The organism is Citrobacter sp. RHB25-C09, assembly GCF_013836145.1.
In the GTDB taxonomy this organism is placed as follows: Bacteria; Pseudomonadota; Gammaproteobacteria; order Enterobacterales; family Enterobacteriaceae; genus Citrobacter_A.
On record NZ_CP057483.1, the window covers coordinates 1,494,431 to 1,515,951 of the forward strand.

At 56.0% G+C, this 21,521-nt stretch carries 21 protein-coding genes and 1 riboswitch; of the genes, 14 read left to right on the forward strand and 7 right to left on the reverse strand.

Going from position 1 to position 21,521, the window contains the following annotated elements; translation table 11 throughout:
• Nucleotides 1-119 precede the first annotated feature (119 nt).
• Nucleotides 120-1,805 (forward strand): urocanate hydratase, encoded by a 1,686-nt coding sequence (hutU, locus tag HVY19_RS06970; RefSeq protein ID WP_181683604.1) that lies wholly within the window; start codon nucleotides 120-122, stop codon nucleotides 1,803-1,805.
• Entirely contained in the window at nucleotides 1,805-3,325 is a 1,521-nt protein-coding gene (hutH, locus tag HVY19_RS06975) for a histidine ammonia-lyase (protein ID WP_181683605.1), read from the forward strand. Before hutU ends, hutH begins: the two co-directional genes overlap by 1 nt.
• Nucleotides 3,326-3,830: 505 nt before the next feature.
• On the opposite strand, the gene HVY19_RS06980 is transcribed toward hutH, so the two are convergent.
• The gene (locus HVY19_RS06980; RefSeq protein ID WP_181683606.1) at nucleotides 3,831-4,307 is read right to left on the reverse strand and encodes a kinase inhibitor; all 477 of its coding nucleotides are present in this window, start codon (nucleotides 4,305-4,307) and stop codon (nucleotides 3,831-3,833) included.
• A 59-nt stretch (nucleotides 4,308-4,366) separates the two neighbouring features.
• Nucleotides 4,367-5,656 (reverse strand): adenosylmethionine--8-amino-7-oxononanoate transaminase, encoded by a 1,290-nt coding sequence (gene bioA / locus HVY19_RS06985; RefSeq protein WP_181683607.1) that lies wholly within the window; start codon nucleotides 5,654-5,656, stop codon nucleotides 4,367-4,369.
• Nucleotides 5,657-5,732: 76 nt separating this feature from the next.
• Between bioA and bioB the strand changes: the two genes are divergently transcribed.
• The 5 genes from bioB (at nucleotide 5,733) to uvrB (ending at nucleotide 11,931) form a co-directional block, all read left to right on the forward strand.
• Entirely contained in the window at nucleotides 5,733-6,773 is a 1,041-nt protein-coding gene (gene bioB / locus HVY19_RS06990) for a biotin synthase BioB (protein WP_181683608.1), read from the forward strand.
• Nucleotides 6,770-7,927 carry an 8-amino-7-oxononanoate synthase gene (gene bioF / locus HVY19_RS06995; RefSeq protein ID WP_181683609.1) on the forward strand — a complete coding sequence of 386 codons (1,158 nt, stop codon included), beginning with the start codon at nucleotides 6,770-6,772 and terminating at the stop codon, nucleotides 7,925-7,927. The genes bioB and bioF overlap by 4 nt, the downstream gene beginning before the upstream one ends.
• A complete protein-coding gene (bioC, locus tag HVY19_RS07000; RefSeq protein ID WP_181683610.1) occupies nucleotides 7,911-8,666 on the forward strand; it encodes a malonyl-ACP O-methyltransferase BioC in 756 nt (251 codons plus the stop codon). The genes bioF and bioC overlap by 17 nt, the downstream gene beginning before the upstream one ends.
• Nucleotides 8,659-9,345 (forward strand): dethiobiotin synthase, encoded by a 687-nt coding sequence (gene bioD, locus HVY19_RS07005; protein ID WP_181683611.1) that lies wholly within the window; start codon nucleotides 8,659-8,661, stop codon nucleotides 9,343-9,345. The genes bioC and bioD overlap by 8 nt, the downstream gene beginning before the upstream one ends.
• A gap of 564 nt (nucleotides 9,346-9,909) precedes the next feature.
• Nucleotides 9,910-11,931: an excinuclease ABC subunit UvrB gene (gene uvrB / locus HVY19_RS07010; RefSeq protein ID WP_181683612.1), complete on the forward strand. Its 2,022-nt coding sequence runs from the start codon at nucleotides 9,910-9,912 to the stop codon at nucleotides 11,929-11,931.
• A gap of 99 nt (nucleotides 11,932-12,030) precedes the next feature.
• Here uvrB and yvcK read toward each other — a convergent pair whose 3' ends face one another.
• The gene (gene yvcK / locus HVY19_RS07015) at nucleotides 12,031-12,939 is read right to left on the reverse strand and encodes a uridine diphosphate-N-acetylglucosamine-binding protein YvcK (protein WP_181683613.1); all 909 of its coding nucleotides are present in this window, start codon (nucleotides 12,937-12,939) and stop codon (nucleotides 12,031-12,033) included.
• A 276-nt stretch (nucleotides 12,940-13,215) separates the two neighbouring features.
• A riboswitch (molybdenum cofactor riboswitch) is annotated at nucleotides 13,216-13,358 on the forward strand.
• On the opposite strand from yvcK, the gene moaA reads away from it, so the two are divergent.
• From moaA to HVY19_RS07045, 6 genes are all read left to right on the forward strand, one after another.
• Nucleotides 13,346-14,335, forward strand: coding sequence for a GTP 3',8-cyclase MoaA (gene moaA, locus HVY19_RS07020; protein WP_181683614.1), 990 nt, complete (start codon nucleotides 13,346-13,348; stop codon nucleotides 14,333-14,335). It overlaps the preceding riboswitch by 13 nt.
• 19 nt (nucleotides 14,336-14,354) lie before the next feature.
• Nucleotides 14,355-14,867 carry a molybdenum cofactor biosynthesis protein B gene (moaB, locus tag HVY19_RS07025; protein ID WP_181683615.1) on the forward strand — a complete coding sequence of 171 codons (513 nt, stop codon included), beginning with the start codon at nucleotides 14,355-14,357 and terminating at the stop codon, nucleotides 14,865-14,867.
• 2 nt (nucleotides 14,868-14,869) lie between these two features.
• Nucleotides 14,870-15,355 carry a cyclic pyranopterin monophosphate synthase MoaC gene (gene moaC / locus HVY19_RS07030; protein WP_181683616.1) on the forward strand — a complete coding sequence of 162 codons (486 nt, stop codon included), beginning with the start codon at nucleotides 14,870-14,872 and terminating at the stop codon, nucleotides 15,353-15,355.
• Nucleotides 15,348-15,593 carry a molybdopterin synthase sulfur carrier subunit gene (moaD, locus tag HVY19_RS07035; protein ID WP_181683617.1) on the forward strand — a complete coding sequence of 82 codons (246 nt, stop codon included), beginning with the start codon at nucleotides 15,348-15,350 and terminating at the stop codon, nucleotides 15,591-15,593. Before moaC ends, moaD begins: the two co-directional genes overlap by 8 nt.
• Before the next feature lies 1 nt (nucleotide 15,594).
• Nucleotides 15,595-16,047, forward strand: coding sequence for a molybdopterin synthase catalytic subunit MoaE (moaE, locus tag HVY19_RS07040; RefSeq protein WP_181683618.1), 453 nt, complete (start codon nucleotides 15,595-15,597; stop codon nucleotides 16,045-16,047).
• Nucleotides 16,048-16,096: 49 nt separating this feature from the next.
• On the forward strand, nucleotides 16,097-16,801 hold the full coding sequence (locus tag HVY19_RS07045; RefSeq protein WP_181683619.1) for a Bax inhibitor-1/YccA family protein: 705 nt from the start codon (nucleotides 16,097-16,099) through the stop codon (nucleotides 16,799-16,801).
• A gap of 108 nt (nucleotides 16,802-16,909) precedes the next feature.
• Here the strand turns inward: HVY19_RS07045 and HVY19_RS07050 are convergent, their stop codons facing one another.
• From HVY19_RS07050 to HVY19_RS07060, 3 genes are read right to left on the reverse strand one after another with little or no spacing between them, the layout of a single operon-like run.
• Nucleotides 16,910-17,872, reverse strand: a complete 963-nt coding sequence (locus tag HVY19_RS07050; protein ID WP_181683620.1) for a YbhN family protein — start codon at nucleotides 17,870-17,872, stop codon at nucleotides 16,910-16,912.
• Complete coding sequence (gene clsB, locus HVY19_RS07055) at nucleotides 17,872-19,113, reverse strand: cardiolipin synthase ClsB (RefSeq protein ID WP_181683621.1); 1,242 nt, start codon at nucleotides 19,111-19,113, stop codon at nucleotides 17,872-17,874. Before clsB ends, HVY19_RS07050 begins: the two co-directional genes overlap by 1 nt.
• The gene (locus tag HVY19_RS07060) at nucleotides 19,110-19,871 is read right to left on the reverse strand and encodes an endonuclease/exonuclease/phosphatase family protein (protein ID WP_181683622.1); all 762 of its coding nucleotides are present in this window, start codon (nucleotides 19,869-19,871) and stop codon (nucleotides 19,110-19,112) included. The genes clsB and HVY19_RS07060 overlap by 4 nt, the downstream gene beginning before the upstream one ends.
• Nucleotides 19,872-20,002: 131 nt before the next feature.
• On the opposite strand from HVY19_RS07060, the gene HVY19_RS07065 reads away from it, so the two are divergent.
• Nucleotides 20,003-20,413, forward strand: coding sequence for a YbhQ family protein (locus HVY19_RS07065; RefSeq protein ID WP_181683623.1), 411 nt, complete (start codon nucleotides 20,003-20,005; stop codon nucleotides 20,411-20,413).
• On the opposite strand, the gene HVY19_RS07070 is transcribed toward HVY19_RS07065, so the two are convergent.
• On the reverse strand, nucleotides 20,375-21,481 hold the full coding sequence (locus tag HVY19_RS07070) for an ABC transporter permease (RefSeq protein ID WP_181683624.1): 1,107 nt from the start codon (nucleotides 21,479-21,481) through the stop codon (nucleotides 20,375-20,377). The two genes, HVY19_RS07065 and HVY19_RS07070, sit on opposite strands and share 39 nt — an antisense overlap.
• Nucleotides 21,482-21,521: the final 40 nt, after the last annotated feature.

The window sequence follows — 21,521 nt, forward strand, 5'->3', positions numbered from 1 at the left end:
GTTAAAACCAACCTTGTTATGTCTTGTATAGACAAGTATATCTTTACTCCTGAACTGAATTATTCCGTTTGCCGGAGGGCGCTAATGTTCATCCGGCACGTCAGCAAGGAGTCGTTGTGATGTCTCATAGCAAGTATCGTCAGCAGCAGGTCCGGGCCCCGCGAGGGACGACTCTGACGGCCAAAAGTTGGCTCACCGAAGCGCCGCTGCGCATGTTAATGAATAACCTTGATCCCGACGTTGCCGAGAACCCACATGAGCTGGTGGTTTACGGCGGCATTGGTCGGGCTGCCCGCAACTGGGAATGTTATGACGCGATAGTCAACGCGCTGACTGAACTGGAAGACGACGAAACCCTGCTGGTGCAATCCGGTAAGCCGGTGGGCGTTTTTAAAACGCACAGCAACGCGCCGCGCGTGCTTATCGCCAACGCCAATCTGGTTCCTCACTGGGCGACCTGGGAGCATTTCAACGAACTGGATGCGAAAGGACTGGCGATGTACGGTCAGATGACCGCCGGAAGCTGGATCTACATTGGCAGTCAGGGAATTGTGCAAGGCACCTATGAAACTTTTGTTGAAGCAGGCCGCCAGCATTACGACGGTAATCTGCGCGGGCGCTGGGTCCTGACTGCCGGACTCGGCGGAATGGGCGGTGCGCAGCCGTTGGCGGCAACGCTGGCGGGAGCGTGTTCACTGAATATCGAATGTCAGCAAAGCCGTATCGATTTTCGGCTGCGCACCCGCTATGTCGATGAGCAGGCTACGTCGCTGGACGATGCTTTAGCGCGTATCGAAAAATACACCCGCGAGGGCAAAGCGGTGTCGATTGCCCTGTGCGCTAACGCTGCGGATATTGTGCCGGAGTTAGTGAAGCGCGGCGTGCGTCCGGATCTGGTCACCGACCAGACCAGCGCGCACGATCCACTGCATGGCTATCTGCCCGTTGGCTGGCGCTGGGAAGAGTATCAGCAAAAAGCCCTCAGCGATCCGCAGAGAACGGTAGAAGCGGCGAAACGCTCAATGGCAACGCACGTCCAGGCCATGCTGGCATTCAGCGAAATGGGCGTACCCACCTTTGATTACGGCAACAACATTCGCCAGATGGCGAAAGAGATGGGCGTCGAAAACGCCTTCGCTTTCCCCGGATTTGTTCCGGCCTATATTCGTCCGCTGTTTTGCCGTGGCATCGGCCCGTTCCGCTGGGTCGCGCTTTCTGGCGACCCGCAGGATATCTATAAAACCGACGCGAAAGTTAAAGAGATTGTCGCGGATGACAAACATCTCCATCACTGGCTGGATATGGCGCGGGAGCGCATTAGCTTCCAGGGGCTACCGGCACGAATTTGCTGGGTTGGCCTGGAATGGCGTCAGAAACTTGGCCTGGCGTTTAACGAAATGGTGCGCAGTGGTGAAGTCTCCGCGCCGATTGTGATTGGTCGTGACCATCTGGACTCTGGCTCTGTTGCCAGTCCGAACCGCGAAACCGAAGCGATGCGTGACGGCTCTGATGCCGTCTCCGACTGGCCATTATTGAATGCGTTGCTCAATACCGCCAGCGGCGCGACCTGGGTATCGCTGCATCACGGCGGCGGTGTAGGAATGGGGTTCTCGCAACATGCCGGCATGGTGATTGTTTGTGACGGCAGCGATGAGGCGGCCGCGCGCATTACCCGCGTTCTGCATAACGATCCGGCGACGGGGGTCATGCGCCATGCCGATGCCGGATACGACATCGCCGTGGAGTGCGCAGTCGAACAGGGTCTGAATTTACCGATGGTTGCGGCAACGCAGGGGAAACGTTAATGACAACTTTTACCTTAACGCCGGGCCATTTGAACTTCACGCAACTGCGCGATGTCTGGCAACACCCTGTAAAACTCGCTCTGGACGCCAGTGCCATTGACGGCATTAACGCCAGCGTCGCCTGCGTGAATAACATCGTCGCCGAAGGGCGCACTGCCTACGGTATTAACACCGGTTTTGGTCTGCTCGCGCAGACGCGTATCGCCGATGAAGATCTGGAAAATCTCCAACGCTCGCTGGTGCTGTCCCACGCAGCAGGTGTTGGCGAGGCATTAGACGACGCGATGGTGCGCCTGATTATGGTGCTGAAGATTAACAGCCTGGCGCGCGGTTTTTCTGGCATCCGACTGAGCGTGATTGACGCGCTGATCGCCCTCGTCAACGCGGGCGTCTATCCGCATATCCCGGCGAAAGGATCGGTAGGGGCATCAGGCGATCTGGCGCCGCTGGCGCATATGTCACTCACCCTGTTAGGCGAGGGCAAAGCGCGCTGGCAGGGCGAATGGCTTCCGGCGAAAGAGGCGTTAAAAAAAGCCGGGCTGGAGCCGATTACGCTTGCCGCCAAAGAGGGACTGGCGTTGCTGAACGGTACTCAGGCTTCGACAGCCTTTGCGCTACGAGGTTTGTTTGAGGCGCAGGAACTATTTGCATCGGCGATTGTGTGCGGGGCGCTGAGTACTGAAGCGGTGCTGGGGTCGCGGCGACCGTTCGATGCGCGGATTCATGCCGCCCGCGGGCAGCGTGGACAAATCGATGCGGCGGCGCTTTATCGCCATGTGCTGACGGAAACCAGTCAGCTTGCACAGTCACACCACAACTGTGAAAAAGTGCAGGATCCCTATTCGCTACGCTGTCAGCCGCAGGTGATGGGCGCATGTCTGACGCAGATGCGCCAGGTCATGGAGGTGCTACTGGTGGAGGCTAATGCCGTTTCCGATAATCCACTGGTGTTTGCCGAGCAGGGCGATGTGATTTCTGGCGGTAACTTCCACGCTGAACCGGTGGCGATGGCGGCAGATAACCTGGCGCTGGCGATTGCCGAAATCGGCTCGCTGTCTGAACGGCGCATTGCGTTGATGATGGATAAGCATATGTCGCAATTGCCACCGTTCCTCGTGAAAAACGGTGGGGTGAACTCTGGCTTTATGATTGCCCAGGTGACGGCGGCGGCGCTTGCCAGCGAGAACAAAGCGCTGGCGCACCCGCACAGCGTGGACAGTTTGCCGACGTCAGCGAATCAGGAAGATCATGTATCGATGGCGCCGGCGGCGGGGCGCAGGCTCTGGGAGATGGCGGCCAATACGCGTGGCGTGATTGCCGTTGAGTGGCTGGCGGCCTGTCAGGGCATTGACTTACGCGAAGGATTGACGTCGAGCCCGCTGCTTGAGCAGGCCCGTCAGGCGCTGCGTGAGCAGGTGGCACATTACACCAACGACCGCTTTTTCGCGCCAGATATTGAGCAGGCCACGGAACTGCTGGCACAGGGGACGTTATTGCGCCTGGTCCCCGATTTTCTGTAAAAAAAAGCCGGATGGTGCTGACGCTTATCCGGCCTACAGTCCGACCCAGGCATGCGAAACGAATCTTCCTGAAACGGTGCCGTTGGTCCGGCGTGAAAATCGATGAGCCGTTGTCGGCTGACCGGGTCCGCCCGCAGGGACGCGGGCGGAGGGGACGGCCTTGCAGGGATGCAGGCTCGACCCCGACCCGAAAGGCTGACGACAAAAGGCGAATGAACCACGAAGTGGCGATTTTCCCTGCCGGGAGCCTGGGATGCAAGGGAGGCGGCGGCGAGCCTCCCTTGCGCGTTCACGTATGCAGCGGGTTCAGAGAAGCATTACCCATTTGGTGAACGCAATACGTTACCGGTGTGACAGAAACAAATTTCAGCTATTAAACCGGTCTGGCCCACACCTTGCCACCTCTGCGGTTTATTGATAATAAATGCCGGATGGCGCTGACGCTTATCCGGCCTACGAGTTTGTAGGTCGGGTAAGGCGGTTACGCCGCCACCCGACATACGTATTAACTGAACATCGCAGTAATCGAGGCGCTGGCGAGCGAATGGAAATGGACGTTAAATCCGACCATCGCGCCGCTGGCGTCTTCATCGACATCAAGTTTCTCTACGTCCAGCGCATGTACCGTAAAAACATAGCGGTGAGTTTCACCTTTTGGCGGGGCTGCACCGCCATAGCCTGCTTTGCCGAAATCGGTACGTGTCTGGATAACCCCATCCGGAAGGGCGACCAGTCCTGAGCCGAATCCCTGGGTCAACACGCGGGTATCGGCAGGAAGATTGACGACGACCCAGTGCCACCAGCCGGAACCGGTCGGCGCATCGGGGTCAAAACAGGTCACCACAAAACTTTTCGTTCCTGTTGGCACATCGTCCCAGGTCAGATGCGGAGAGATGTTATCCCCGTCATAACCCATCCCGTTGAACACATGGCGATTCGGGAGTTTTTCTCCGTCGCGCAGATCGTTGCTGATTAGTTTCATGCTCTCTCCTTAAGACTCAGCAAAAAAGTGTAGCCAGGAACCTTTTACCTTACCCCCGATTAAAGGATAAAAAATGTGTCATTACGCACAGCGTCGTTTACCGCCTGCGTCAGACGGCGCAACTGCTCCGGCTGAATAATATACGGCGGCATCAGATAGATAAGCTTACCAAAGGGGCGAACCCAGACCCCTTGCTCAACAAAGAACTTTTGCAGCGCCGCCATATTCACCAGGTGCGTTGTTTCCACCACGCCAATCGCGCCCAGCATGCGCACATCTGCCACCAAAGGTGAATTTTGGGCCGGGCTGAGTTCGGCGCGTAACTGGGTTTCAATGGCAGCCACCTGTTGCTGCCATTCCCCGGACTCGAGCAGAGACAAGCTGGCGCTTGCCACCGCACAGGCCAGCGGATTGCCCATAAACGTCGGACCGTGCATAAAGCACCCGGCCTCGCCGTTGCTGATGGTTTCTGCGACTTCACGGGTTGTCAGGGTGGCAGAAAGCGTCATAGTGCCGCCAGTTAACGCTTTACCCAGACACAAAATGTCCGGCGCGATCCCGGCATGCTCACAGGCAAACAGTTTGCCGGTGCGACCAAAACCGGTGGCGATCTCATCGGCAATCAGCAGAATGCCTTCACGATCGCACATTTTGCGGATGCGCTTCAGCCATTCCGGATGATAGATACGCATGCCGCCTGCGCCCTGGACGATGGGTTCAAGGATCACCGCCGCAATCTCATGACGATGTGCCGCCATCAGCCGGGCAAAAGCCACCATATCGCGTTCATCCCATTCACCGTCCATACGGCTTTGCGGCGCAGGTGCAAACAGGTTTTCCGGCAGGTAGCCTTTCCACAAACTGTGCATGGAGTTGTCGGGGTCACAGACCGACATTGCGCCGAAGGTATCCCCATGATAGCCGTTGCGGAACGTCAGGAAGCGCTGACGGGATTCGCCTTTCGCCTGCCAGTACTGAAGCGCCATTTTCATCGCCACTTCCACCGCGACAGAACCGGAGTCAGCGAGAAACACGCACTCCAGAGGCTCGGGCGTCATGGCGACCAGTTGTCGGCACAGGCTGACCGCTGGAGCATGAGTGATTCCGCCGAACATCACATGCGACATCGCGTCAATCTGCGTTTTCATCGCTGCATTGAGCTGTGGGTGATTGTAGCCGTGGATCGCCGCCCACCATGATGACATGCCGTCAATCAGGCGTTCGCCGCTGGATAAGATCAGCTCGCAGCCTTCTGCACGTTCAACGGGGTACACCGGCAGCGGCGAGGTCATGGAGGTGTAAGGGTGCCAGATGTGGCCCCGATCGAAGGCGAGATCGTCCGTTGTCATAATCGACTTGTAAACCAAATTAAAAACAATTAGGTTTACAAGTCTACACCGTTCTCACAACAAAACGTATAAAATTATGACGCACTCTTCTCGCTGGACACTGTCGCAAGTCACCGAATTATTTGAAAAACCACTGCTCGAACTGCTGTTCGAAGCGCAGCAAATTCACCGTCAGCACTTCGATCCTCGTCAGGTTCAGGTCAGTACGTTGCTGTCAATAAAAACCGGGGCCTGCCCGGAAGACTGTAAATACTGCCCGCAAAGTTCACGTTATAAAACCGGGCTGGAAGCCGAGCGCCTGATGGAAGTGGAGCAGGTGCTGGAGTCGGCGCGTAAAGCGAAAAATGCCGGTTCCACCCGTTTCTGCATGGGCGCGGCGTGGAAGAACCCGCATGAGCGCGATATGCCGTATCTTGAGCAGATGGTCCAGGGCGTGAAAGCCATGGGACTGGAGGCCTGCATGACGCTCGGCACGCTGAATGAATCGCAGGCGCAGCGTCTGGCCCATGCGGGGCTGGATTACTACAACCATAACCTCGACACCTCGCCGGAGTTCTACGGCAATATCATTACCACCCGCACCTATCAGGAGCGTCTCGACACCCTCGACACCGTGCGCGACGCCGGGATTAAAGTCTGTTCCGGTGGTATTGTCGGTCTGGGGGAAACGGTGAAAGACCGCGCCGGGCTGCTGCTGCAACTGGCGAACCTGCCCACCCCGCCGGAAAGCGTGCCGATCAACATGCTGGTGAAAGTGAAAGGCACGCCGCTGGCGGATAACGACGATGTCGATGCCTTTGATTTTATCCGCACCATTGCCGTGGCGCGCATCATGATGCCGACCTCTTACGTGCGTCTCTCCGCCGGACGTGAGCAGATGAACGAGCAAACCCAGGCCATGTGCTTTATGGCCGGGGCGAACTCCATCTTCTACGGCTGTAAGCTGCTGACCACGCCGAACCCGGAAGAGGACAAAGATCTCCAGTTGTTCCATAAGCTGGGGCTGAACCCGCAGCAGACCGCGGTGCTCGCCGGGGATAACGAACAGCAGCAGCGTCTGGAGCAGGCGCTGATGACACCGGATACTGACGATTATTACAACGCGGCAGCCGTATGAACTGGCAGCAAAAAATCGACGATGCGCTGACGGCGCGTCGTTCGGCTGACGCCCTTCGCCGCCGTCACGCGGTAGAGCAGGGGGCTGGCCGCTGGTTATTGGCTGACGGCCAGCGCTATCTGAATTTCTCCAGCAATGATTATCTGGGCTTAAGCCATCATCCGCAGCTTGTCCGCGCCTGGCAACAGGGGGCAGCGCGTTTTGGCGTGGGAAGCGGCGGCTCTGGTCACGTTAGTGGCTACTCCGTTGCCCACCAGCAGCTTGAAGAAGCGTTAGCCGACTGGCTGGGGTACCCTCGTGCACTGTTGTTCATCTCAGGCTTTGCTGCCAATCAGGCGGTGATTACCGCATTGATGGCGAAAGACGACCGGATTGTCGCCGACCGGCTGAGCCACGCCTCGCTGCTGGAAGCGGCGAACCTCAGTCCGGCCCAGCTTCGCCGCTTTAGTCATAACGATACCGAACACCTGGCACGGCTGTTAGAGGCCCCCTGTCCGGGGCAGCAACTGGTGGTCACCGAAGGGGTATTCAGCATGGACGGCGACAGCGCACCGCTGGCGGCCATTCAGCAGACCGCACATGCACACAAGGCCTGGATGATGGTCGATGATGCGCACGGAATTGGCGTAAGTGGTGAACAAGGGCGCGGAAGCTGCTGGCAGCAGCAGGTGCAGCCGGAATTGCTGGTGGTGACCTTTGGCAAAGGCTTTGGCATTAGCGGTGCCGCCATTTTGTGCTCAGAAAGCGTTGCCGATTATCTGCTGCAGTTTGCCCGCCATTTGATTTACAGCACCAGTATGCCGCCCGCGCAGGCACAGGCGTTACGTGCTGCTGTTACGGTCATCCGCAGTCAGGAAGGGGATGAGCGCAGAGAGAAACTGGCCTCGCTGATCGCGCGCTTTCGCGCAGGGATAGGTGGCGCAAACTTCATGCTTGCCGACTCGCACAGCGCCATCCAACCGTTGATTGTGGGAGATAACGTCCGTGTGCTTCGGTTGGCGGAAACCTTGCGCGACAAGGGATGTTGGGTCACGGCGATTCGTCCTCCTACGGTACCCGTCGGCACGGCTCGTCTGCGTCTGACCCTGACTCAGGCGCATGAGCCAGAAGATATTGATCGCCTGCTGGAGGTGCTGCATGGCGCAGGTGAATAAGCAGGCCGTCGCAGCGGCATTTGGTCGCGCGGCTACGCACTACGAACAGCACGCTACGCTGCAGCGGCTGAGTGCGGACGTGCTGCTGGCACAACTGCCGACGCGAGGATTTGAACAGGTGCTGGATGCCGGCTGCGGACCGGGACGGCTGAGTCGTTACTGGCGCGAGCGGGGAAGTCAAGTGACCGCGCTGGATCTCTCAGTGCAAATGCTGGACGAGGCGCGTCGGCAGAATACGGCGCATCACTATCTTGCCGGTGATATCGAGTCGCTGCCACTCGCAACCGCCACCTTCGATCTGGTCTGGAGCAATCTGGCGGTGCAGTGGTGCGACAATCTGCATGGCGCACTCCACGAACTGTGTCGGGTGGTACGTCCCGGCGGCGTGGTGGCTTTTACCACGCTGGCACAGGGATCGTTGCCGGAGCTTCATCAGGCCTGGCGAGCCGTGGATGACCGGGTTCACGCCAATCGCTTTTTGCCTCATCAAACGCTGCGTGAGGCGATGCGCGGCTGGCGAGGCCATCATCAACTTTTCACCCTGACGCTGGCATTTGATGACGCCCTGAGCGCTATGCGTTCACTAAAAGGGATCGGCGCGACGCATCTGCACGAAGGTCGCGAACAGCGCGTGCTGACCCGCTCACAGCTTCAGCAATTGCAGTTGGCCTGGCCGCAGGCGCAGGGGAAATATCCATTGACCTATCATCTTTTCGCAGGAGTGATTAACTGTGACTGAACGTTATTTTGTCACCGGTACCGACACTGAAGTCGGAAAAACGATCGCCAGTTGTGCGCTGCTTCAGGCGGCGGGAATGCTGGGCTACCGAACGGCGGGCTACAAGCCGGTTGCCTCGGGTAGTGAAATGACGGCACTGGGGTTGCGTAACAGCGATGCGCTCGCGCTCCAGCGTAACAGCAGCCTGGCGCTGGAGTATCAGACGGTAAACCCTTATACCTTCGCAGAACCCACGTCGCCGCATATTATCAGCGCTGACGAGGGCATCAGGATTCAGAGCACTGTGATGTCGGCGGGCTTGCGGGAGCTGGAAACGCAGGCGGATTGGGTACTGGTGGAAGGGGCGGGAGGCTGGTTTACACCGCTTACCGATGACTTCACCTTCGCTGACTGGGTACAGACGGAACAGTTACCGGTGATTCTGGTGGTGGGGGTGAAGCTGGGCTGTATCAATCATGCAATGTTAACGGCGCAGGCGGTGCAGCAGGCAGGGCTTCAGCTTGCGGGTTGGGTGGCCAACGATGTCACTGAGCCGGGAAAACGGCATCAGGAATATATGGCCACGCTAACGAGGGTAATTCCCGCGCCGTTGTTGGGGGAAATTCCCTGGCTTTCGACTGACGCAGAAAACGCCAAAACAGGACATTATCTGGATCTTAATAATTTAAGGAGGAACTAAAAAGATGAAATTGCGAGCAAGATCTCGCCGCGTTTGAGCGTTTCTTAAGCGGTTAAAAATCAAAATATCGACATATTTTTTTTTATAAGCGTTCTGCCGCTTCGTTGGGCAAAATTGCCAGGCGGCAGGCCATCGGGGCTGGAAGCAGTTATCCACTATTCCTGTGGATAACCTTGTGCATTAGGGCTAGAAAACCCTGAGCAAGCGAGAGATTACGCGGCCTGCGGTGGAATTGGTGTTAAAGGCGTCTTTATAAAATAAGTCTTCAAAAACAAACCATTAAATAAAAGCAATGGCTATGTAAGTCCGCTGATTAAAAGTCATAAAACTTTCATAACACGTCTTGACAATGTTGCCGAAGAGATTGGTCTGGGGATAACCGTTGTCGCTGGTGAATTATCTTGCCAGCGGTGAAATTTTGGACTGCAATGGTGTGATTCAGAGAGGCGTAACAGAAATATTCCGCCGTGTTACTGTTTTTTCATCCAGTATATTTTACTGGCAAAATTATCCTCTGAGAGTAAAATTACACTCCTGCCCGCCCATTCCTTCAGGTAGCTGCATATGAGTAAACCGTTCAAACTGAATTCCGCATTTAAACCTTCTGGCGATCAGCCCGAGGCAATTCGCCGTCTGGAAGAAGGACTGGAGGATGGTCTGGCGCATCAAACGCTTCTGGGTGTGACGGGCTCCGGTAAAACGTTCACCATTGCGAACGTGATTGCAGATCTGCAACGCCCGACGATGGTGTTGGCCCCCAACAAAACGCTGGCGGCGCAGCTTTACGGCGAAATGAAGGAGTTTTTTCCGGATAACGCCGTCGAGTATTTTGTCTCTTACTACGACTACTACCAGCCGGAAGCCTACGTTCCCAGTTCGGACACGTTCATAGAAAAAGATGCCTCGGTGAACGAACACATAGAGCAGATGCGTCTGTCAGCGACCAAAGCGCTGCTGGAGCGTCGCGACGTGGTGGTCGTGGCCTCGGTTTCGGCGATCTACGGTCTGGGCGACCCGGATTTATACCTGAAGATGATGTTGCACCTGACGGTGGGCATGATTATTGACCAGCGCGCGATCCTGCGCCGGCTGGCGGAACTGCAATATACCCGTAACGATCAGGCCTTCCAGCGCGGGACCTTCCGCGTGCGTGGCGAGGTGATCGATGTCTTCCCGGCGGAATCTGACGATATTGCCTTACGCATTGAGTTGTTTGACGAGGAGGTTGAGCGCCTGTCGCTATTTGACCCGCTTACCGGGCAGCTTGAGGCGTCGATTTCACGCTACACCATCTACCCTAAGACCCACTATGTCACGCCGCGTGAGCGCATTGTGCAGGCGATGGAAGAGATCAAAGTGGAGTTGGCCGAACGGCGTAAGGTGCTGCTGGCGAATGATAAGCTGCTGGAAGAACAGCGCTTAAGCCAGCGTACCCAGTTTGATCTGGAGATGATGAACGAACTTGGTTACTGCTCAGGTATCGAAAACTATTCGCGCTATCTGTCAGGACGTGGGCCGGGCGAGCCACCGCCGACGCTGTTTGACTATCTGCCCGCCGACGGACTACTGGTTGTGGACGAGTCCCACGTCACGATCCCGCAAATCGGCGGGATGTATCGGGGTGACCGGGCACGTAAAGAGACGCTGGTGGAATACGGCTTCCGTCTGCCGTCGGCGCTGGATAACCGTCCGCTGAAATTTGAAGAATTTGAAGCGCTGGCACCGCAGACGATCTTTGTCTCTGCAACGCCAGGTAACTATGAGCTGGAGAAATCCGGCGGTGATGTTGTTGATCAGGTGGTGCGTCCAACGGGGCTATTGGATCCGCTGATCGAAGTGCGTCCGGTAGCGACCCAGGTGGACGATCTGCTTTCTGAGATCCGCATGCGCGCGGCGATTAACGAGCGTGTTCTGGTGACGACGTTGACGAAGCGTATGGCGGAAGATCTGACCGAGTACCTGGAAGAGCACGGCGAGCGGGTGCGTTATTTGCACTCGGACATCGACACTGTCGAACGTATGGAGATCATTCGCGACCTGCGTCTGGGCGAGTTCGATGTGCTAGTGGGTATCAACCTGTTGCGAGAAGGGCTCGATATGCCGGAGGTGTCGCTGGTGGCGATTCTTGATGCCGACAAAGAAGGCTTCCTGCGTTCCGAACGTTCGTTGATTCAGACCATCGGTCGTGCGGCGCGTAACATCAACGGGAAGGCGATTCTATACGGTGACAAAATCACCGCGTCGATGGCGAAAGCCATTAACGAAACGGAACGTCGTCGTGAGAAGCAGCAGCAGTACAACGAAGAGCACGGTATTACGCCGCAGGGCCTGAATAAAAAAGTGGTCGATATTCTGGCGCTGGGGCAGAACATCGCCAAGACCAAAGCGAAGGGCAGAGGCAAGTCCCGTTCGGTGGTGGAAGCCGATGCCGTAGAACTGGATATGTCGCCAAAAGCGTTGCAGCAGAAAATTCACGAACTGGAAGGGCAGATGATGCAACATGCGCAGAACCTGGAGTTCGAAGAAGCCGCGCTGGTTCGCGACCAGTTGCATCAGTTACGCGAGCTGTTTATCGCGGCGTCGTAAAAACGCATTGCCGGATGGCGGGGTAACCCCCCTTATCCGGCCTACATCTGGCACGTAGGCCGGATAAGGCGAAGCCGCCATCCGGCAACGATAAAAAACTTACCCCAGCGCCTGTACCGCTTTTTCCAGCGCGCTGTGCAGCAGATGACGGTCATGGCGATAGGGGATATCGCTGGCCTCCAGGACCTCCTGAATCACAATTCTGTCCCTGACGGCTGAAACATCGACCTTCGGCCCAACCACCACGGCATCTATCACTTTTTTACCGACGTACTGCTCCATGATTGCCAGCTTATCCACGAGCGTCAGGCTGGCGGCGGGTAAGCTCAGTTCGCGCCCCAGATTGCCGATGTACACCATGGGCGCAGGAGTGCGACGCAGCGCCTGCGCTAAATCATCCAGCAGCAGGATGGGCATCAGGCTGGTATAGAAACTACCCGGTCCAATAATAATCAGATCCGCTTCGCTGATGGCCTGCACTGCTTCGCGCGTCGTCGGTACCTTTGGCGAAAGCATCAACTCCTGAGGCGGGGTCGCTAACTGGTCGATATTAACCTCGCCATAAACCTCATGCCCCTGTTCGTCGATAGCCATCAGGTCAACCGGCAGCTCAGACATGGGAATTAAGTGCGCATCCACCTTTAAAAGATTGCGAATTAAATTTATCGCCTCCAGAGGGCGTACACTCAGGTGATCGAGCGCCTTTAACATCAAATTTCCAAGGTTATGTCCTGAAAGTTCGCCGTTACCGCCAAAACGATACTCAAACATCGCAGAGGCGACGCTGGGTTCGGTAATTAACTGGTTCAGACAGTTGCGCATATCACCCCAGGCGATACCGCCCTCAGAACGGCGAATACGGCCTGTGGAACCGCCGTTGTCCGTAGTGGTTACAATACCGGTCAAACGGGAACCCAGTGAGGAAAGAGAGGAGAGAACGCGTCCTAATCCATGCCCTCCGCCGAGGGCGACAACACGATCTAAATCGGCTAGCGTACGATTGCGCATAAAAATTCCTGAAGTCAGATTTACCGCGCTACAGTAGCGCAAACAGGGGCTTTCCAGCAATTCACCCGCGCGTTATCCGCACTTTTCATATCCAGTCTCTACTCCTTTAGAGCAAGGCGTGCTTTACACCCTAATGATATATATCAATGCAAAAGCGTGATTTTTGCTTATTCTGTAATGAAATAGCACGATCATGACGCTATGTATATGTTTATATAGCGTTTGTATAACGGTCGTGTGAATGGCAAAACTGGACTGAACGCGCTAGTATCGGCGTAACCACATAAACACTCTAGCCTCTGCATCTAAGTCGAATGATATGGTGCTTTGGCCGTGACAAGGCAGATGCGTTGTCACCAGGGCGCAGGAAGAAATGACTTCGCCTCCCGTATTTGGAAAGGTGTACATGGCCTCACAACTGACTGACGCTTTTGCGCGTAAGTTTTATTACTTGCGCTTGTCGATTACCGACGTGTGTAACTTCCGTTGCACCTACTGCCTGCCCGACGGCTACAAGCCCGGCGGTGTAACCAATAATGGTTTTCTTACCGTCGATGAAATTCGCCGGGTGACGCGTGCTTTCGCCAGTCTGGGCACTGAAAAAGTGCGCCTGACCGGGGGCGAACCTTCCTTGCGTCGTGACTTTACCGACATCATTGCCGCCGTGCGCGAAAACGACGCTATTCGCCAGCTTGCCGTCACCACAAACGGGTATCGACTGGCGCGTGATGCCGCCAACTGGCGCGATGCCGGCCTCACCGGGATCAACGTCAGCGTAGATAGCCTTGATGCTCGCCAGTTTCATGCCATTACCGGGCAGGATAAATTCCGTCAGGTCATGGCCGGTATTGACGCCGCGTTTGAGGCCGGGTTTGAGAAAGTCAAAGTGAATACCGTGCTGATGCGCGATGTGAACCATCACCAGCTCGATACCTTCCTGGAGTGGATCCAGGCGCGTCCCATCCAGTTGCGTTTCATTGAACTAATGGAAACGGGCGAGGGCAGCGACCTCTTTCGTAAACATCATATCTCCGGCCAGGTTCTGCGTGATGAACTGCTGCGTCGCGGCTGGATCCACCAGCTACGCCAGCGCAGCGACGGCCCGGCGCAGGTCTTTTGCCACCCCGACTACGCGGGCGAAATTGGCCTGATCATGCCGTATGAAAAAGATTTCTGCGCCACCTGTAACCGTCTGCGCGTCTCCTCCGTGGGTAAACTGCACCTCTGCCTGTTCGGTGAGGGGGGCATTAGCCTGCGCGATCTGCTGGAAGACGATGGGCAACAGGCCGCGCTGCAAGAGCGCATTGCCGTTGCGCTGCGCGAGAAAAAGCAGACCCATTTTCTGCATCAGAACAATACTGGTATTACGCAAAACTTATCTTACATTGGCGGCTGATCGCTAAAAGGAGTTTTCCATGAGTCAGGTAAGCGCTGAATTTATCCCGACCCGCATTGCTATTCTTACGATATCTAACCGTCGCGGTGAAGAGGACGATACCTCCGGTCATTTTCTGCGTGACGCCGCGCAGGAGGCGGGGCACGAGGTTGTCGATAAAGCGATAGTGAAAGAGAACCGTTATGCCATTCGTGCGCTGGTGTCGGCGTGGATCGCCAGCGAGAACGTACAGGTGGTCCTGATCACCGGCGGCACCGGGCTTACCGAAGGCGACCAGGCGCCGGAAGCGCTGCTGCCGCTGTTTGACCGCGAAGTTGAAGGTTTTGGCGAAGTGTTCCGCATGCTGTCGTTTGAAGAGATCGGCACCGCAACATTGCAGTCGCGCGCAGTGGCTGGTGTGGCCAATAAAACGCTGATTTTCGCCATGCCGGGTTCCACTAAAGCCTGCCGTACCGCCTGGGACAACATCATTGCCCCGCAGCTTGATGCCCGCACGCGCCCGTGTAATTTTCACCCACATTTGAAGAAATAAGTATGTCGCAACTGACCCACATTAACGCCGCTGGCGAAGCGCATATGGTAGATGTTTCTGCCAAAGCGGAAACCGTTCGTGAAGCGCGCGCCGAAGCCTTTGTCACCATGCACAGCGAAACGTTGGCGATGATTATTGACGGCAGCCACCATAAGGGCGACGTGTTCGCTACCGCGCGCATTGCCGGAATTCAGGCGGCAAAACGCACCTGGGAGCTGATCCCGCTGTGCCATCCGCTGCTGCTGAGTAAGGTGGAAGTGCAGCTTCAGGCCGAGCCTGAGCATAGTCGCGTGCGTATTGAATCGCTGTGCCGACTCACCGGCAAAACCGGCGTAGAGATGGAAGCGTTGACGGCCGCATCCGTTGCCGCGTTGACCATCTACGACATGTGTAAAGCGGTGCAAAAGGATATGGTGATTGGCCCGGTACGCCTGCTGGCGAAAAGCGGCGGTAAGTCCGGAGATTTTAAGGCGGATTCCGATGATTAAGGTTTTATTTTTCGCTCAGGTTCGCGAACTGGTCGGTACCGATACGCTGGACGTCGCGCCAGACTTTCCGACGGTTGAGGCGCTGCGGGAACATCTGGCGGCACAGGGTAATCGTTGGGCGCTGGCGCTTGAGGACGGCAAACTGCTTGCCGCCGTCAACCAGACGCTGGTCAGCCTCGATCATCCGCTGGCGGCGGGTGATGAAGTTGCCTTCTTTCCTCCCGTCACCGGAGGCTGAGATGAGTGAAAGCAAAATTGTGGTAGGAACCGCACCGTTTAGCGTCGGGGAAGAGTATCCCTGGCTTGCCGAACGTGATGAAGACGGTGCGGTCGTTACCTTTACCGGAAAAGTGCGCAACCATAATCTTGGCGATAGCGTGAAAGCGCTGACTCTTGAGCACTATCCCGGAATGACTGAAAAAGCGCTGGCGGAAATTGTTGACGAGGCGCGCAACCGCTGGCCGTTAGGGCGCGTTACGGTCATTCACCGCATCGGCGAACTGTGGCCGGGTGATGAAATTGTCTTCGTTGGCGTGACCAGCGCGCATCGCAGTAGTGCTTTTGAAGCCGGGCAGTTCATTATGGATTATCTGAAAACCCGCGCCCCGTTCTGGAAGCGCGAAGCCACGCCGGAAGGCGACCGCTGGGTGGAAGCCCGCGATAGCGACCAGCAGGCGGCAAAGCGCTGGTAGCAGAATGTGATACGCTTAAACAGGTATTCATTGAAAACAGGAGATTAGCATGGACCGGTTTCCACGATCCGAATCTATCGTGCAGTCCCGTTCTGGTCTGCAAACTTATATGGCGCAGTTGTACGGCTGGATGACTGTCGGCTTGCTGCTAACGGCGTTTATTGCCTGGTATGCGGCGAACTCCAGTGCGTTCATGGAGCTGTTGTATACCAACAGGATCTTTTTCTTCGGCCTGGTGATCGCGCAACTTGCCGTCGTGTTTGTTTTGTCGGGGTTGGTCAACAGACTGAGCGCAGGGGTGATGACAACGCTGTTTATGCTCTATTCGGTACTCACCGGCCTGACGCTTTCCAGTATTTTTATTATTTATACGGCCTCTTCCATTGCCAGCACCTTTGTGGTCACTGGCGGGATGTTTGGCGTAATGAGCCTGTGGGGTTACACCACGAAGCGCGATCTCAGCGGCTGGGGCAACATGCTCTTTATGGCGCTGATTGGCATCATTCTGGCTTCGCTGGTCAACTTCTGGCTGAAAAGCGAAGCGCTGATGTGGGCAGTAACCTATATCGGGGTCGTGGTGTTTGTTGGTCTGACGGCGTATGACACCCAGAAACTGAAGAATATTGGTGAGCAGATTGATGTGCGCGACACGTCAAATCTGCGTAAATATTCGATTCTTGGCGCGTTAACCCTGTATCTGGACTTTATTAACCTGTTCCTGATGCTGCTGCGTATCTTCGGCAACCGCCGCTAAGTGTAGCGAGCCCGGTGGCGCTGATGCTTACCGGGCCTACGTTCGGGTAGCGCGTGGTATTTGTAGGCCGGATAAGGCGCTGCCGCCATCCGGCAACACGCTTCTGCTTTACTTCGCCATCGCTTTTTCGTTTTTTGCGCGCAGTTTCTTCGCCCGACTCTCCAGCACCAGATAACAGACCAGCGCCAGCAGTAACGGAATAAAGTAATACAGCACACGATAGGCGAGCAGGGCGGCGATGATAATTCCCTGCGAAGTGTGCTCACCTTTTAACAGCGCAAGGAATACGGCTTCCAGCACGCCAATCCCCGCCGGAATATGCACAATCACCCCTGCGATGCTACTGACCAGTAGAACACCCAGCACAAAGAAATAGTTTATCTGCTGCCCCAGTAGCAGCCAGATAATCGCCCCCATGACCATCCAGTTCGCGCTGGAGATTGCCATTTGAGCGAGGGCAAACTTCCATGAAGGCAGCACCAGTTTTTGCCCTTTTATGGTCATATGGCGATGTTTGGCAAAGGCGCAGAACCAGAGGTAAACGGCGATAATGAACAGCAGCACCACGCCCAATATCCGCAGCGTACTTTCGTCGATATACCAGTGGGCGGGCAGTTGCACCACGCCAAAGGTGAAAATGATCCCGCCGAGCAAAATATAGCCCAGCCAGTTGGTGGTAATACTGAGCGAGAAAATACGCGTAATCGTCCCACCCGGCAGTCCGAGACGCGAATACAGACGATAGCGCATCCCAATCCCGCCAACCCATGTGCTTAAGGTCAGGTTAAAGGCATAGCAGATAAAGGACACCAGCATGACCTGCCGTTTGGCCAGCTTATGCCCGCAGTAGGCGCGGGCCAACAGATCATAACAGCCGTACAGCAGATAACTGAGGATCACCAGTCCCACGGCGCTTAACAGTGCGACGCGGTTATAATCCCGAATGACCTTCCAGACATCCTCCCAGTTCACCTGACGTGCGTACACCACCAACAGCACGATGACGGCGATAAAAAACAGCCAGGTGAGGATTTTTTTCGTCAGCCGCCAGCGCGGATGTGATTTCGCCATCAGGGTTTTGCTCCTGTATCTTGCGCCTCAACGCGATCCTGGGTTTCCATTGTGGGTTGGGCAGGCGGATCAACCTGGGCCAGATGCGGTGTATGCGCGGGAAGCCAGCCGACGAGCGCCGGGAAATGGCGTAAGAAGTGGAACGCCAGCACGCTTTTGCTCAGGTTCCACCAGGTCCGTTTAGGTAACATAGATTCATCTACCCGCTTACAGTCCTGGGCGATGATGGCGTTGAGGTTTTCGCGCAGAGTCTGATTAAACTGGCGGTCGTGAATGATCAAATTGGCTTCCAGATTGAGCGACAGGCTGAGCGGATCCAGATTGCTTGACCCGACCGTTGCCCAGTGATCGTCCATCAGCGCCACCTTGCCATGTAAGGGCTTGCGTCGGTACTCATAGACCTGCACGTTGCCCTTGACCAGATAGTTGTACAGCAGGCGAGCGCCGACTTTCACAATGGGCATATCCGGTTCACCCTGCACGACCAGCTTCACGCGTACGCCGCGTCGCGCTGCCTTACGCATGGCGTGAAGCAGGCGGTAGCCGGGGAAGAAATAGGCGTTTGCGATAATCACTTCCCGACGAGCCTGAGTGAGCATCTTCAGATAATGACGTTCGATGTCGTCGCGGTGCTCCTCGTTATCGCGCCAGACAAACAGCGCCTGAGCTTCGCCGGGCTGGCGGTTTTCCTCAGCACGGTGGTGACGGCGCCACCAGCGGCGCACGGCGCTCTGGCCGGGCAGGTTTTCCACTTCAAACTGTAAGATATCGGCGACAATCGGCCCTTCTACGCGTACCGCGTAATCCTGCTTGGCTTCGGGTCCATAGTCGGACATATGTTCGGCGGAATAGTTAATTCCGCCGACAAAGGCGACGCGGGTGTCAATCACCACTATTTTGCGGTGCATTCGGCGAAAGACGTTAGTGCGCATACCGAACACGCGTGGCCGCGGATCGTAGTAGCGGAAGACCACCCCTGCCGAGGTGAGTTCGCCGACAAACTCGTCGCTAAGATCCGGCGAGCCGTAGCCATCCAGCAGCACTTCGGCTTTGACGCCGCGTTTTGCTGCGGCCAATAGCGCTGCATGAAGTTGTCTACCCACGTCATCCTCAAACCAGATAAAACTTTCGAGGATAATCCTTTGCTGCGCTTCGCCAATTGCCTTAAATACCGCAGGATAGTACTGGTCACCATTCTCCAGTAACTGAATCTGATTACCTTCGCGCCAGGTGCATTTCATAGATGGATCTCCGCGCTAAGGGGGGCATGGTCCGAGAGATGTCGCCAGTTGCGCAGCGGCAGCGCTGTCGGCGAACTGGCGTTGGCATTCTTGACGTAAATGCGGTCAAGCCTCAGTAGGGGCAGGCTGACCGGAAAAGTGCGCGCCGGACGGCCATGGGCGCGGGTAAAGATCTCTTCCAGCCCCGCAGTGACTTTTAACGGATGGTTGGCCCGCTGGCGCCAGTCGTTGAAATCACCAGCTACCAGCACCGGTTCGTCTTTTGGCAGGGCGTTTACCCATTCCGCCAGCATCGCAAGCTGTTCCTGGCGATGGGCTTCGCGCAGGCCCAGATGCACGCACATCACGTGGATAGGTTTCTTGAGCTGCGGCGGCACAATGCGGCAATAAAGCACGCCGCGTTTTTCACTCCCGCCCACCGAAACATCGCGGTTTTCAAAATGTTCTATGGGATAGCGCGAAAGCACCGCGTTGCCATGATGGCCTTCCGGGTAAACCGCATTACGGCCATAGGCGTAGTCGCTCCACATGGTATCGGCGAGAAATTCGTAGTGGGTGGTGTCAGGCCAGTTCTCGACGTGCAGTGGATGTACCTCATGAGCGCCCATCACCTCCTGCAGGCAGACTATGTCGGCGCTCACCGTGCGTACTGCATCCCGCAGCTCCGGCAAAATGAAGCGTTTATTAAAGGCGGTGAAGCCCTTGTGCGTATTAATGGTGAGCACTTTGAATGAAAATCGCTGTGTTTGTCCGCTCATAATTCTCCAGTCGGCGTCACTTTCCTCGCTAAATAGTGTAGTCGGCGTCACAAAAAGGTGCGGTGTTACGGAATTTTCCGTAAAGTTCGATATTCTGAGTAATTAGACAAAAATCCTTCAGGAGAAAAGCCATGAGGTGGCAACAACGTGTTCGTGTCGCAACGGGGTTAAGTTGCTGGCAGATTATGTTGCATTTACTGGTAGTGGCGATGCTGGTAATGGGCTGGATGAGCGGCACGTTAGTGCGCGTCGGGCTCGGATTATGTGTGGCTTACGGTGTGACCGTACTGTTGATGCTGGCGCTGCAGCGCCATCACGAACAGCGCTGGCGAGACGTTGCCGATGTGCTGGAAGAACTGACTACCACCTGGTATTTCGGCGCCGCGCTGATTGTGCTGTGGCTGCTTTCCAGAGTACTGCAAAACAATATCCTGCTGGCGTTAGCGGGCCTGGTCATACTTGCCGGACCCGCCGTCGTGTCTCTGCTGGCTAAGGACAAAAAGTTACATAATTTTGCGTCTAAACATCGCATACGCCGCTGAACCCGTTGTGGCCGCAATCACCAACAGCGGCCACAAACTTCCCCAGACAATCTGCAAACTCGCGTCCTTCAAATAGATCTGCTTGGTGATATCCGTAAAGTGGCGGATTGGGTTTATCCAGGTCAGGTTTTGTAACCAGACCGGCATATTCTCAACCGGTGACACATATCCAGACAGCAATATCGCAGGCATCATGAAAACAAACACGCCGATAAATGCCTGCTGCTGAGTTGAGCAGAGCGATGAGATCAACAGTCCGAAGCCCACCAGGGACAGCCCATAAATCACCATGGTGAAATAAAACAGCGCTAGCGAGCCGGCAAACGGGATCTGATACGCCCAGATCCCAATGGCCAGCACGATAGTGGCCTGGAACGTGGCGACGATCAGCGCCGGTACCGCTTTGCCGATAAAAATTTGCCAGGTGGTCAGCGGGGATACCAGCAGTTGGTCCAGCGTACCCTGTTCACGCTCCCGTGCGACCGACAGCGACGTCACGATCATCACGCCAATGGTGGTAATCATCGCAATCAGCGACGGTACCACAAACCATTTGTAATCAAGATTTGGGTTGTACCAGTTGCGCACCACCAGTTCGCTGTTATTGGGCTTCGGCTTACCTTCCATCAGCTCCTGTTGATAATTTTTGACGATTTGCTGAAGGTAGTTCGCTGCGATCTGCGCACTGTTGGAGTTACGTCCATCAAGGATGAGCTGCATCGGAGCGGACTGAAAGGTATCCAGATTACGCGAGAAGTCGGCGGGGAAACGCACCAGCAGCAGCGCTTTTTGCGTATCGATGGTCGGTTGAATGTCCTGCGGACTTTTCAGCAGCAGGACGTGCGTAAAGGCGCTGGCTCGGGCGAAGCGCTGCGTAAGCTCCACCGAATGCTTACCGTTATCTTCGTTATAGATTGCGATAGTGGCATTCGTCACCTCCAGCGTCGCGGCAAAAGGAAACAGCAGCACCTGAATCAGGACTGGCAGAATCAGAATTGCACGGGTCTGCGGTTCGCGCAGCAGCGACTGGAGTTCTTTACGAATGAGCGTCCATAAACGATGAAACATGTCGTTATCCCCGGTTTGTAGGCCCGGCAAGCGCAGCGCC

What these genes read in the sequence shown, in the direction of transcription:
- hutU (WP_181683604.1), top strand. Translation starts at nt 120, where the DNA reads ATGTCTCATAGCAAGTATCGTCAGCAGCAGGTCCGGGCCCCGCGAGGG.
- hutH (WP_181683605.1), top strand. Translation starts at nt 1,805, where the DNA reads ATGACAACTTTTACCTTAACGCCGGGCCATTTGAACTTCACGCAACTG.
- HVY19_RS06980 (WP_181683606.1), bottom strand. Translation starts at nt 4,307, where the DNA reads ATGAAACTAATCAGCAACGATCTGCGCGACGGAGAAAAACTCCCGAAT.
- bioA (WP_181683607.1), bottom strand. Translation starts at nt 5,656, where the DNA reads ATGACAACGGACGATCTCGCCTTCGATCGGGGCCACATCTGGCACCCT.
- bioB (WP_181683608.1), top strand. Translation starts at nt 5,733, where the DNA reads ATGACGCACTCTTCTCGCTGGACACTGTCGCAAGTCACCGAATTATTT.
- bioF (WP_181683609.1), top strand. Translation starts at nt 6,770, where the DNA reads ATGAACTGGCAGCAAAAAATCGACGATGCGCTGACGGCGCGTCGTTCG.
- bioC (WP_181683610.1), top strand. Translation starts at nt 7,911, where the DNA reads ATGGCGCAGGTGAATAAGCAGGCCGTCGCAGCGGCATTTGGTCGCGCG.
- uvrB (WP_181683612.1), top strand. Translation starts at nt 9,910, where the DNA reads ATGAGTAAACCGTTCAAACTGAATTCCGCATTTAAACCTTCTGGCGAT.
- yvcK (WP_181683613.1), bottom strand. Translation starts at nt 12,939, where the DNA reads ATGCGCAATCGTACGCTAGCCGATTTAGATCGTGTTGTCGCCCTCGGC.
- moaA (WP_181683614.1), top strand. Translation starts at nt 13,346, where the DNA reads ATGGCCTCACAACTGACTGACGCTTTTGCGCGTAAGTTTTATTACTTG.
- moaB (WP_181683615.1), top strand. Translation starts at nt 14,355, where the DNA reads ATGAGTCAGGTAAGCGCTGAATTTATCCCGACCCGCATTGCTATTCTT.
- moaC (WP_181683616.1), top strand. Translation starts at nt 14,870, where the DNA reads ATGTCGCAACTGACCCACATTAACGCCGCTGGCGAAGCGCATATGGTA.
- moaD (WP_181683617.1), top strand. Translation starts at nt 15,348, where the DNA reads ATGATTAAGGTTTTATTTTTCGCTCAGGTTCGCGAACTGGTCGGTACC.
- moaE (WP_181683618.1), top strand. Translation starts at nt 15,595, where the DNA reads ATGAGTGAAAGCAAAATTGTGGTAGGAACCGCACCGTTTAGCGTCGGG.
- HVY19_RS07045 (WP_181683619.1), top strand. Translation starts at nt 16,097, where the DNA reads ATGGACCGGTTTCCACGATCCGAATCTATCGTGCAGTCCCGTTCTGGT.
- HVY19_RS07050 (WP_181683620.1), bottom strand. Translation starts at nt 17,872, where the DNA reads ATGGCGAAATCACATCCGCGCTGGCGGCTGACGAAAAAAATCCTCACC.
- clsB (WP_181683621.1), bottom strand. Translation starts at nt 19,113, where the DNA reads ATGAAATGCACCTGGCGCGAAGGTAATCAGATTCAGTTACTGGAGAAT.
- HVY19_RS07060 (WP_181683622.1), bottom strand. Translation starts at nt 19,871, where the DNA reads ATGAGCGGACAAACACAGCGATTTTCATTCAAAGTGCTCACCATTAAT.
- HVY19_RS07065 (WP_181683623.1), top strand. Translation starts at nt 20,003, where the DNA reads ATGAGGTGGCAACAACGTGTTCGTGTCGCAACGGGGTTAAGTTGCTGG.
- HVY19_RS07070 (WP_181683624.1), bottom strand. Translation starts at nt 21,481, where the DNA reads ATGTTTCATCGTTTATGGACGCTCATTCGTAAAGAACTCCAGTCGCTG.